Origin of the sequence: Paenibacillus sp. 1781tsa1 (assembly GCF_024159265.1) — a bacterium.
In the GTDB taxonomy this organism is placed as follows: domain Bacteria; phylum Bacillota; class Bacilli; order Paenibacillales; family Paenibacillaceae; genus Paenibacillus.
Window position 1 is genome coordinate 6,083,544 of the sequence record NZ_JAMYWY010000001.1, and the last position, 11,022, is coordinate 6,094,565.

Annotated in this window: 12 protein-coding genes; 4 read left to right on the plus strand and 8 right to left on the minus strand. The window is 46.6% G+C overall.

Annotation, left to right across the window (positions count from 1 at the left end; all coding sequences use genetic code 11):
* Positions 1-90 precede the first annotated feature (90 nt).
* The 3 genes from NKT06_RS27415 to NKT06_RS27425 form a co-directional block, all read right to left on the minus strand.
* A complete protein-coding gene (locus tag NKT06_RS27415; RefSeq protein WP_253441059.1) occupies positions 91-990 on the minus strand; it encodes a helix-turn-helix transcriptional regulator in 900 nt (299 codons plus the stop codon).
* A gap of 83 nt (positions 991-1,073) precedes the next feature.
* Positions 1,074-1,262: a hypothetical protein gene (locus NKT06_RS27420; protein WP_076253532.1), complete on the minus strand. Its 189-nt coding sequence runs from the start codon at positions 1,260-1,262 to the stop codon at positions 1,074-1,076.
* A 316-nt stretch (positions 1,263-1,578) separates the two neighbouring features.
* Positions 1,579-1,902, minus strand: a complete 324-nt coding sequence (locus NKT06_RS27425) for an ArsR/SmtB family transcription factor (RefSeq protein ID WP_253441061.1) — start codon at positions 1,900-1,902, stop codon at positions 1,579-1,581.
* A 204-nt stretch (positions 1,903-2,106) separates the two neighbouring features.
* Here NKT06_RS27425 and NKT06_RS27430 point away from each other — a divergent pair, with 204 nt between their 5' ends.
* Positions 2,107-3,486, plus strand: coding sequence for an MFS transporter (locus tag NKT06_RS27430; protein ID WP_253441063.1), 1,380 nt, complete (start codon positions 2,107-2,109; stop codon positions 3,484-3,486).
* A 114-nt stretch (positions 3,487-3,600) separates the two neighbouring features.
* Here NKT06_RS27430 and NKT06_RS27435 read toward each other — a convergent pair whose 3' ends face one another.
* The 3 genes from NKT06_RS27435 to NKT06_RS27445 all read right to left on the minus strand — a co-directional run bounded on the left by NKT06_RS27435 (position 3,601) and on the right by NKT06_RS27445 (position 5,616).
* Positions 3,601-4,050, minus strand: coding sequence for a nuclear transport factor 2 family protein (locus NKT06_RS27435; RefSeq protein ID WP_074096526.1), 450 nt, complete (start codon positions 4,048-4,050; stop codon positions 3,601-3,603).
* Between the two features lie 209 nt (positions 4,051-4,259).
* Positions 4,260-4,670, minus strand: a complete 411-nt coding sequence (locus NKT06_RS27440) for an RrF2 family transcriptional regulator (protein WP_091019160.1) — start codon at positions 4,668-4,670, stop codon at positions 4,260-4,262.
* A 106-nt stretch (positions 4,671-4,776) separates the two neighbouring features.
* Positions 4,777-5,616 (minus strand): AraC family transcriptional regulator, encoded by an 840-nt coding sequence (locus NKT06_RS27445; RefSeq protein ID WP_253441065.1) that lies wholly within the window; start codon positions 5,614-5,616, stop codon positions 4,777-4,779.
* Between the two features lie 118 nt (positions 5,617-5,734).
* On the opposite strand from NKT06_RS27445, the gene NKT06_RS27450 reads away from it, so the two are divergent.
* Positions 5,735-6,739 (plus strand): Gfo/Idh/MocA family protein, encoded by a 1,005-nt coding sequence (locus NKT06_RS27450; RefSeq protein WP_253441067.1) that lies wholly within the window; start codon positions 5,735-5,737, stop codon positions 6,737-6,739.
* A 20-nt stretch (positions 6,740-6,759) separates the two neighbouring features.
* On the plus strand, positions 6,760-7,707 hold the full coding sequence (locus tag NKT06_RS27455; protein WP_253441069.1) for an aldo/keto reductase: 948 nt from the start codon (positions 6,760-6,762) through the stop codon (positions 7,705-7,707).
* Positions 7,708-7,993: 286 nt separating this feature from the next.
* Here the strand turns inward: NKT06_RS27455 and NKT06_RS27460 are convergent, their stop codons facing one another.
* Both NKT06_RS27460 and NKT06_RS27465 read right to left on the minus strand, forming a co-directional pair.
* Positions 7,994-9,013, minus strand: coding sequence for a Gfo/Idh/MocA family protein (locus tag NKT06_RS27460; protein ID WP_253441071.1), 1,020 nt, complete (start codon positions 9,011-9,013; stop codon positions 7,994-7,996).
* Positions 9,014-9,100: 87 nt separating this feature from the next.
* A complete protein-coding gene (locus NKT06_RS27465; RefSeq protein ID WP_253441073.1) occupies positions 9,101-9,877 on the minus strand; it encodes a sugar phosphate isomerase/epimerase family protein in 777 nt (258 codons plus the stop codon).
* Between the two features lie 197 nt (positions 9,878-10,074).
* Between NKT06_RS27465 and NKT06_RS27470 the strand changes: the two genes are divergently transcribed.
* The gene (locus tag NKT06_RS27470) at positions 10,075-10,905 is read left to right on the plus strand and encodes an AraC family transcriptional regulator (RefSeq protein ID WP_253441075.1); all 831 of its coding nucleotides are present in this window, start codon (positions 10,075-10,077) and stop codon (positions 10,903-10,905) included.
* Positions 10,906-11,022: the final 117 nt, after the last annotated feature.

Below are 11,022 nucleotides of genomic sequence, written 5' to 3' on the forward strand. Positions count from 1 at the left end.
CTCCTCTCCATGGTGGTTTGCCTGATGTATTTACGAGAAACAGCAGCTTGCTCTGCATCTGCTCGTTTGTTGCCTGTTTACAGACTCACTCTATGTTCCAAGCCTGTGGATCAACCCTTCTGCGCTTTGCTGAAGCTTGCGTCTAAGCCACCCAGGAGACAAAAGCTCTTCCCATTCGCTAATAAACAAATGCTGCAAGAAAGCGTCCGTGTCATAAAATTCAACCGAATAAATCCGATCGTGGCTTGCCCGAATACGATACCCCTGCCACATCCCCATTTGCTGCACTTCCTTCAAACGAATCTCAGCTACAAACGGTTTTCGCACAGGCAATGATTCTTCCCATCCACCTAGCAAGGCGTCTGATCTATACTCAAATCTCTCATCCGATATTGATACATGGACAACACCCTCCAATCGAATGGCCACTTGCTGTACTGGGTCTGCTTCATAACCCACCACGTAATCGGCGTTAAACTGGGATATCATCTTTAATGGGCACAAGGAAAACTGCCGTTCTCCATCATGATCCCTGTAATGAATATGTACTCTGCGCAAGTCAGTTATGGCATGGGACAATAATTCAAAGAATTGCAGTTGCTTCGGTTGCGCCGAAAACACCGGAAGCTCGCTACTTCCCATCTGTTGTTCCTCCAACGTAAAACGCTCCAGCAAATGTGCTACACGTTTCACCGCGTCTGCTTGATCATAATCGTAATGTCGATATCGATGCGCCAGATATTTCAACACACGTTGCTCTTCTTCTGTCATATACAAATGGGGCAATCGAAAAGTCTGATCCTCATAACAATAGCCCCGATATTTTGCCATATACACCAAAGGGGCTCGCAAGGAACTTGCCATATATTCAATATCACGCTGAGCCTGACGACGGGAGATTTCAAATTCACGGGCAAGCCAGCTGCTATTCGGAAAACGTCCACCCCGAATCTGTTCGTCAAACCAGTGAATCCGATGCATGTTACTCATCTTCCCGCCCCCGATCTTTTCCGATCCTATTTCACTTATTATATCAAAAGACATGGCCTGTTCCGAAGAACAGGCCTGATATGTCAGACGTGTGCCTTATCCACTCTGGATTGCACTGCTTTGGAGCATTTCTTGCATACTTTCAGACTTGTACCGTCTGTTTTTGTTTGCGTATACAACAATTTTATTCGGGTACTGCTACATACCGGGCATGTTCCCCGGCCCCTGGAAGGAAGACTCCACAAGACGCGTCCTCTTTTGGTTTTTGCCAATGGTTGTGAACCTCTTTTCAATATGGTTTGTGTGTTCACCGTTATTATATAGGGCATGGTACGACACAGAATGTCGCAGCAGTATTAGAGGTTGTTCAAAAAGCCCCCAATTGATCACGAAGCAGCCCAAGAAGCGAACTCGACATCGAATCTTGCGTTCACCTTCGGAGTCCGGTGCTCATGTAGGTTTGCCTACACTCCGCTCCTCCTCCTTCAGGTTCTCACAACCTTCTCGGTGCTGAATCGTTAACTTTTTGAACATGCAGTATTAGAAAATAAAAAATGTCCCCTCTTCAACCTGAAGAAAGGACACCATTTAGGAAAGATCTGTGCTCGACTGAGCTGCGGCCTGCAATAATGGTTGCAAGAGTCCTGGAAAGCGCGTTTCCAAATCTTCAGACCGCAGGGTGAGAAAATGCTGGGTACCTTGCACTCTGACCCGAATAACTCCGGCTTCCCGCAGGGTTCGAATGTGATGTGACATCGTTGACTTCACAACAGGTGCATGAAAATGACTGCACGGCTGCTCCCCACTTCTGGCTGCTTCCGCAACAATCCCAAGGCGAGTCGGGTCACTCAGCGCATACAGTACGGAGGAAAGTTCAATATCTGACACCTGTGGATGATGTAAAATTTTCATACGGTAGTCTCCTTTTTTCAGACTATGCATTGTATTCTAACACAGATCCATGATATATTTCTAATGTTCGACACCAATCGAACTTTAATGATTCGTTATGTAACCCCTGCTGTTAGGCACGGGATTGACATCATACTACATTTTGCAAATGTTACACGCCGTTTCTGAAATGTTGCGAAATACACATCACTTTAGGAGGTTTTTATGAACAACACCGCAACCGCATCATCAGGGGAACGGACCGGAATACAGGAAGGATTAATTGTAAGCTTGCTTGGCTTCACCGTTGTACTCGTTGTTATGAATACAATGATGTTTAATCTGGCGCTACCCAAAATTGCAGCCGAATTCATGCTTACATCCGTCGCTTCCTCATGGATTGTTACAGGGTATTCCATTGTATTTGCCATCTCCTCGATTACGTTCTCACGTCTATCGGATTTCATACCCATTCGTACCTTATTCACGACCGGGCTTACGTTACTTGGTGCAGCATCCGTTCTCGGATTCTTCAGTAATCATTTCATCATATTGCTTATTGCACGTCTTATTCAGGCTGCGGGTGCTGCTTCTGTTCCGGGGCTCGCCATTGTGCTGATTACACGGTACATTCCCAATGATCGCCGGGGGAAATCAATGGCTGTCATCATGTCCGCCAGTTCACTGGGTCTTGGACTCGGTCCCGTCATTGGAGGAAGCATTACACAGTTTCTGGGATGGCATGATCTGTTTATCGTTACGGGATTAACGTTATTCCTGATTCCCGTATTCTTCAAACTGCTTCCGCGGGAAACACCCCAAAAAGGTTCATTTGACTTGCTGGGTGCCGTGCTTCTCGCCATCGGTACTACCGGTGTATTGTTATTCCTGACTTCACGTCAGTGGTTCACGCTTGTTATCGGTGCAGCGGCACTGCTTCTGTTCTGGCTCCGAATTCGGCGCGCGGCAGATCCATTTGTTCAGCCTGCTTTGTTCAAAAACAAAAAATATATGATGCTCAGCTCGCTGGGGATTGTATCGTACATCAATAACTTCTCAACATTGTTCCTGCTGCCGCAAATTTTGGCACATCTATATGGACTGACCCCTGCTCAATCCGGGCTAGTCATCTTCCCGGGTGCAGTCGTGTCCATGCTGCTGTCCAACCGGATCGGCCGCATGATTGACCGACATGGCAATACGTTGCTGTTGAAATTTGCACCATGGCTGCTACTAGCCGCTGCCGGATTGTTCGCCTTATTTGCAGACAATAACATCTACGCCATTATGGCTGTGTATGTCCTGCTCAGCGTTGGTTTCTCATCGCTGACCACCAGCGTGTCCAATGAATTGTCTGGTAACCTGACCATGGATCAGGTGGGCGCAGGTATGGGACTGTTCCAACTCAGTCAGTTCTTCAGCGGTGCTTTCAGCGTTGCTGTTACTGGCGTAGCCTTAACGGCGATGCAGAACTTGCCGCTCTCCTCGGCGTACACCAATATTTTCTGGGGTATGACCGTGGTCGCACTGGCATCCGTTATTTTCTCTCAGGTGTATCTTAGAATGCAGTCACGGAAAGTCACAGAATCAACTAGTCGGATCTAAAGTCAGCTGCTCTACTCCACTAACCAAAAAAAACAGCCCCAAGGGCGCATTCATTGCGTTACTCGGGGCTGTTTTTGGGTTGATCGACTTCTCTATTCTTCTACACTGATTATACTATTCAAACAGGTCCAGACGAAGACGTTTCAGACTTGTATGTTTGATGTACCATTGACCGTCGATCTTGACAAAAGTTTCGTGGTAGTGCCCAAATCCGTGGAAAGATTTGTTCTCATTGCCCTCCGGGAACGTTACCCAATCTTCCATTGGAGAGATGACCTTCGCTTCATTCTCGGATACAAATTCAACTTCGGCGCTATGAACATGATGTACGGTTACGGCAACATCCACCAGATCACGGAATACTTGTACGATGGTGTCGCGACCGGTTAATACCGGAATTGGATTGCCTTCTGTGCTGAAATCAGCCACTGCATCGGGAGCAAACACATCACCCAAGGTGTCCCATTGTTTCGTATCAATATAGCGACAATAACGCGCCTTGGTGTTCCGAATGTTTTCCAGCGCAAGCAATTGTTCCAGTCCTGTAATCGTTGATTGGCTCATGTGTTGTCCCTCCAGAGATGTAAAATGTGATGTAAGATTGGATCAAGTATGTATGCACCTATACCTTCCTTATTGTACCATTCCACTTCTATTAGGCACAACGATACAAAAAATCTTTCCTTACCTCTCGCGAGGTTGGGGAAAGATCTGGATATACCTATGGTAGACAAGTTAATCCCATCAATTCAAGCCTCACTTCTAGCCCCAAGCTACTGCTGTGCACTCCAACTCTTCATCTGGGAAGCGAGTTCTGACATTTTCTTATTGTTCAGGAAACTCTCCATCTCTTCTTCCGCCTGAACCATTACCTGCTGGATCAAACAGCCTGCGTTATGATTCTGGGAGCATTCGAACAGGGACGCCTGACCTTCAATCGCATGAATGATCTCCAGGAAAGAAGGGTCCGGATTTTTACGACTAAGTCGGTAGCCACCATTGGCACCAGAAGTCGATTCAATCATGCCCGCCTTAACCAATTTGGTCAAAATTTTGGACAGATAGGTTGGTGATACCTTCTGCAATTCTGCAAGTTGGTGTACACTAACCAGCTGCTCAGGGGCAGTACTTACAAGATGAAGCATCGTATGCAAAGCATAATTTGTCGCTTTTGAATATTTCATGAGGGCACCTCATTATACACGGATTTAATTTATCCATAATAGACTTGATTGAGCTCTCTGTCAAACCACTATACCTAAAGCGCTGACAACATCGAATGGATACGGGTTAATTGTGATACAATCCGCGATAATCCGTAGGTGTCATCCCCTCATGAGCCATAAACTGGCGGTTAAAATAACTGGCATTGGGATATCCCGCTTCCTCTGCAATCTGTCCAATGTTGGCCGAGGGACGTTCCAGTAACCATTGCTTCGCCATCTGTAGTCGTGAACGAGTGATAAACTCCATAGGTGTCATCTCTACGGCACTCTTGAACATCTTGCAAAAGTAATACGAACTCACACCTGCAAGATCTGCCCAGTCCTGTAACAGGAAAGGTTGACAGGCCTCTTGCTGCATCTGTGGAAGAAGCGCAAGTACCCGACTCTCCGCCTTACTTGTGGTACGTGTGTTCTTTAAAGGTACCGCATGCTGCACGAACTCGGCGAGTACGGAATAGGTCAATGTGGATAGCTGAGCCGGACGCAGCATGGTATTCTGTTCCGCTTCAGTCAGCAAGGCCAGATGAGCCTCTTCCCAAGAGCTACGCTGACGCAATGTCCATAACAGATTACGATGTAACCCCCGTTCAATCATATAATCATGCAGACGTTCACCGTAAAAATGAACCCATCGTACATCCCATGGATCATCTTCACTACTATAATAATGTTGTCGCTGCTGCGGGAAATAAAGTACGGCCTGACCTGCACGAAGTTCATGCTCTACCCCGTCCACTTCCACATATCCCTTGCCCGAAGCAACATAGTGAATATTAAAATTGTTCAGCACACCTGCCTCCCGTAATACGGAATGCTGGGGATGATCCATATAGTGTCCAACGGATTCGGGATAACAAAAATATGGAATATCCTGCAGGGTAAGCAATACGGTTTGTCTCATCATAGCCGGTTCTCCTTGATCAACAATATTGTGTTAACTAAATTCAATATATTATCATTTTAATTCATTGGTCTATTCATTATAATCACAATATACATTTATACACAGGAGGATACAACACATGAATTCAGTTCAAAAATTGCGTTGGGGCATTCTTGGTAGCGCTAGCATTGCTGTGGAATCCGTCATTCCTGGCTTGCAGCAATCCGAGTTGAATGAAGTAACCGCGATTGCCAGTCGAGACGAACATAAAGCCAAACAAACGGCCGAACAACTTGGGATCGATAAGGCTTATGGCAGTTATGAAGCTTTGCTCGCTGACGATTCCATTGATGCCGTATATATCCCACTGCCGAATCATCTGCATCGGGAATGGACGATCCGGGCTGCAGAAGCAGGCAAACATATTTTGTGCGAAAAACCACTGGCTCTGACAGAGCAGGAAGCTCAGGAGATGGTTCAAGCTTGTGCAGATGCAGGTGTGCATCTCGCGGAAGCATTCATGTACCGTCATCATCCACGTTATGAGCAGATCAGGGATATCATCGCCAGCGGTGAGATCGGTGAGATCCGTGGTATTCACAGCACATTTTCATTTAATAACTCCAATGCATCCGGCAATGTCCGCTTTCGGAAGGAGTGGGGCGGAGGTGCACTGTATGATATCGGATGTTATTCCATCAGCGTAGCACGTCTGCTACTTGGTCAGGAACCAAACGCAGTTACCGTTATTGGCATGTTCTCCCCACAGCATGATCAGGTCGATATGATGGCTTCCGGATTGCTGGAATTCGATAATCACGTTGGTGTGACGTTTGACAGCAGCATGTGGGCAGCCTTCCGCAACACGCTCGAAGTTCTAGGCTCTGATGGCATCATTGAGGTACCATCGGCCTTTATCGGTCGTCAGGATCGCAGTTCCAACTTCTATGTAACGGCTGGCGGTGAACGCAAAGAGATTGAAGTTCCGCAAGTGAACCACTACTCTCTGCAGGGAGATGACATGGCACGTGCCGTACTTCAAGGCAAGGATCTGCGCTTCGCCCCTTCCGATGCAGTAGCTAATATGAAAGTGCTGGAAGCTTGCCTTCGTTCAGCGGAAGAACGTACACGAATTACACTATAATTGAGAGGATGAACTGACTTATGGAATATATCGAAATTGCTGGTGCAGGTAAACGCGTCTCCAGATTGATTAAAGGAACCGATTATTTCGTGCATAGTGCTTACGATAAAGCAGCTACGAACATGGATGCTTTTCTGTCGATTGGCGGTAACACTGTCGATACAGCACATATTTATTGTGGTGGACAGAGTGAAGAAGTCCTTGGTCGTTATATGAAGGAACGCGGTAACCGTGACCAGATCGTCATTCTTACCAAAGGCGCGCATCATGACCAGAATGGACCACGCGTGAACGCTGATGCTATCCGCAGTGACTTGATGGAAAGTCTGGAGCGTCTTCAGACAGATCACGTAGAGATGTATGCCTTGCACCGGGATGATCCTAATACCCCTGTCAGTGTTATTCTTGAAGCATTAAACGAACATATTGATTCCGGCAAAATCGGCGCAATTGGCGCCTCCAACTGGACCTGGCAGCGCCTCGAGGAAGCCAATGCGTACGCTGCGGCAAATGGCTTGAAGGGCTTCACATTCAGCAGTCCGAACCTCAGTCTCGCCAAAGCAAACGAACCTTTCTGGGCAGGCTGTGTGTCGGCAGATGCAGAGACACTGGCATGGCATGAACAAACCAAGCTGCCATTGCTATCCTGGTCCTCCCAAGCGCGCGGTTTCTTCACGGGAAGATTCACACCTGAAGTTCGCGATAACGAAGATCTGGTGCGTGTATTCTACAGTGATGGCAACTGGGAACGGTTACGCCGGGCTGAACAATTGGCTAATTCGAAGAAAACATCACCTATTCAGATTGCACTCGCTTATGTATTGAATCAGGCGTTCCCAACCTGTGCCCTGATCGGTGCTCAGAATCAGGCGGAACTGCTGTCATGTGACGAAGGTTCCCGTATCACACTGACTCCTGCTGAAATCGCATGGCTGGATCTGGGCAGTGATGTACCTGCTGGCATCTAAAGAAAATTAATCATTCTATCATTAACTTTAATGAGTATAAGGGGCTGATATTCCGTGATAGCGCGGAATATCAGCCTTTTCTGTTGTGTAAAAGCGATCCAATATGTAAACCCTGCTGCACAATTACCGTATTACTGTTACTGTTACTGTTACTGTTCTCTTTCCCCTACTCGGTTGGGGAGAAATATAGAAGGACTTACCCCAGAACACATCTCTGAAGGTAAGTCCCTTATATCATGAATTAAGACATATAAAATGTTAGAAATTGCACTGTCATTCGTATGGATTACAGTTTAACGATCTGACCTGTTTTCTCGGATTCGAATGCTGCCAGGATCACTTGCAGGGAACGTAAGCCCTCTTCCCCGGAAATCGCTGGAGGTGTTTTCGTTACAATGGACTCTACAAATGCGTCAATTACACCACTCGGCACTTGTTTCTCGTTAGTAGCCATGGCACCAACTTTGTACGTCTCAACTGTACCATTGGTCAGCTCAACGATCACTTCATCGCCTTCCACTGTTCCGATCTTCATAACGCCATTCTCACACCACAGCACGGTACTGTTGTCTCCAGCTCTGTATTGCGTCCAACTTGCTACCAGCGTTCCGATCGCACCGCTCTTCATACGCAGCAGACAAGTTGCGTTATCGTCAACTTGAGTACCTTCCTTGTGCAGTGTGCTGATGAAACCAGCCACTTCAGATACTTCATCATTCAGCAAGTAACGGATGAAGTCTGATTTGTGCACGCCCAGGTCACCCATCGCGCCCATAATAGCTTCTTCTTTACGGAAGAACCAGCTTTCAGCACCGTCCACACTCCATCCTTCCGGACCCGGGTGGCCAAAAGATGTACGGAAATTCAGGACTTTACCAAGTTTGCCGGAGTCGAGAATTTCTTTTGCTTTGACGTGAGGAGGCATCAGACGCTGGTTGTGTCCAACCATCAGATACACACCATTTTTCTTGGCAGCTTCGATCATTTGCTCGCCTTCTTCAGTGGAAACGGCCATTGGTTTCTCAACCAACACATGCTTGCCTGCATTTGCAGCAGCAATCGCCATTGGCGCATGCAGATAGTTTGGTGTACACACGCTAACGGCATCCACCGTTTCGTTTGCAAGCAATTCTTCGTAACTGGAATACGCTTTACCGCCGTAAGTCTCGGCCATCTTCTCCGCACGCTCCACAATCGGATCGGCAAAAGCGACAAGTTCTACGTTCTCATTGGCAGCGTACTCTGGAATATGTCTGCGCTCGGCGATGGCTCCACAGCCGAATACAGCAACTTTAATTTTACTCATGTATATAAGTCTCCTTTGACAAATAAGATTCAGCATTTTTCATAATTCGATTCAATTCACTCTTTGGATTTAGGCTAAATGCTTAGATTAAAATTGGTTCAAATAGTTCTGTTTCAGCCAGTTGTAGCTATTGGATACGCTCTCAAGCGGTGGATTCTGACATACGTCTTGTTCCACGATCAGCCATTCCACGCCTGCATTCGTAGCGCCTTCAATAACAGCTGGCAGGTCAACCGAACCTTGTCCCAGTTCCAGCGTTTTCATCTGGCCCTGTTCGTCTTTGCTGAAGTCCTTCAGATGAAGCAGCGGCAAGCGACCCGCATATTTATTAATATACTCGATCGGATTTTGTCCCGCAAATTGTACCCAACATACGTCCATTTCCACTTTTACCGCTTCCGGTGATGTTTGAGCGAACATGGCGTCAAAAGCATTGGCATCGCCAACCTGACCATGGAATTCAAAGTCATGGTTATGGTATCCGAAGATCAACCCTTGCTTCGCTGCTTCAGCTCCATATTGTTGCAATTCTTCGAACAGCTTGGTCCAGCCTTCTGCATTCTCGGGACGATCCTCAGGCATCAGGTACGGACAAATGATATATTGTGCACCAATTGTTTTCAGGTAATCGATTTGTTTTTGCAAGTCTTCGCGCATCGCATGTAGTGAAACGTGACTGCTGAATCCTTTCAATCCAAGTTCATCTAGTAGCGCTTTCATTTCCTCAGCTGGAATATCACCATATCCGGCAAACTCCACACCTTCATATCCAAGGGCCGCTACCTTACGCAACGTACCACGAAAATCTGCTGCAGTTTCATCACGGAGTGTAAACAATTGCAAACCAATATTAAGTTTTTTCATGTAGGATACACCTCTGTTCTCAAATTTGCTTTCATTGCTCTATCTGGTATCATCCTAACGCAAAACAGGCTAGAATGAACATATACAATATAGTCAGAACATGAACTATCTGGTCAAATTTTATTTCCATCATTTTGCATCTATTGAATGTACCCATTTGATTGCATGCAGAATGTACATATTGGGGGATTTTATCTTTGGATACGTTAGAGACATCTGTACTGATCTGTGACTACTCATATCACTATAAGGCGTTCACTCATAATATGAAGGGCGAGTTGCAAACCTATCTGTTCCGTCTGCAGACCGAAGGCTCGTGCAAAGTGTATGTACAGGATGAGGAATTCAGGATGACAAGCGGGGACTTGCTGCTCTTAAAGCCTGGTGATGACTATCATCTCGTGGTCGATGAACCACATAAGGAAGGACGCTTGTCCAGCGGAGATTATTATCTGTTCTGCGAGGGCAGCTGGATCGAGAACTGGTGGAAAAGGCAGCAACGATCTACCGTGAGCCGAATTGGACTTGATGATAAACTCATCAGCCTGTGGAGAAATATGTTACTTGAGAAACGTCGTGGACCTCTTGAGGAAAATGCGGAGCTAAAGGATGCGTTACTGCGCGGATTATGTCTATACATTGACCGAGCAATTAAAGAGAATATTCAGACTGATCGGGCAGTTTCCTCTGCGCTGAAATTAAAACGTTATATTGAGGAGCATGCCACGGTTACGTTCAAGCTTGAGGAAGCGGCACGTTATGCCGGACTCAGCCTGTCGCGTGCAGTCCGCTTATTCAAGGAACATTACAATCAGACCATGATTCAATACGCGATTGAGATTCGTCTGAATGCGGCGCTGGAACGCATGAAATACAGTGAAATGACCCTGGAGCATATTGCGGAATCCTGCGGTTTTGCGAGCTACTCCTATTTCCACCGGGTATTCCGGGCGCACTTCGGTGTGTCTCCGGCGGAGTATCTCAAATCCCGACAGCATGAGCCTATCGATGATCTGGAGCATGTGTAATACGTTCGGTTTCATGGCGATATTCTTCCTGAGAGTGAAACCCATACAGCGTATAAACAAACGCCTTGGGCAACATATGACAAGTTTCTACAATATTTTCAGGACTCAAAAAAGGAC

Excerpts from the sequence above, each read along its gene's own strand:
- NKT06_RS27455 (WP_253441069.1), top strand. The coding sequence starts at position 6,760 with ATGGAATATATCGAAATTGCTGGTGCAGGTAAACGCGTCTCCAGATTG.
- NKT06_RS27435 (WP_074096526.1), bottom strand. The coding sequence starts at position 4,050 with ATGAGCCAATCAACGATTACAGGACTGGAACAATTGCTTGCGCTGGAA.
- NKT06_RS27415 (WP_253441059.1), bottom strand. The coding sequence starts at position 990 with ATGAGTAACATGCATCGGATTCACTGGTTTGACGAACAGATTCGGGGT.
- NKT06_RS27465 (WP_253441073.1), bottom strand. The coding sequence starts at position 9,877 with ATGAAAAAACTTAATATTGGTTTGCAATTGTTTACACTCCGTGATGAA.
- NKT06_RS27440 (WP_091019160.1), bottom strand. The coding sequence starts at position 4,670 with ATGAAATATTCAAAAGCGACAAATTATGCTTTGCATACGATGCTTCAT.
- NKT06_RS27450 (WP_253441067.1), top strand. The coding sequence starts at position 5,735 with ATGAATTCAGTTCAAAAATTGCGTTGGGGCATTCTTGGTAGCGCTAGC.
- NKT06_RS27425 (WP_253441061.1), bottom strand. The coding sequence starts at position 1,902 with ATGAAAATTTTACATCATCCACAGGTGTCAGATATTGAACTTTCCTCC.
- NKT06_RS27460 (WP_253441071.1), bottom strand. The coding sequence starts at position 9,013 with ATGAGTAAAATTAAAGTTGCTGTATTCGGCTGTGGAGCCATCGCCGAG.
- NKT06_RS27445 (WP_253441065.1), bottom strand. The coding sequence starts at position 5,616 with ATGATGAGACAAACCGTATTGCTTACCCTGCAGGATATTCCATATTTT.
- NKT06_RS27430 (WP_253441063.1), top strand. The coding sequence starts at position 2,107 with ATGAACAACACCGCAACCGCATCATCAGGGGAACGGACCGGAATACAG.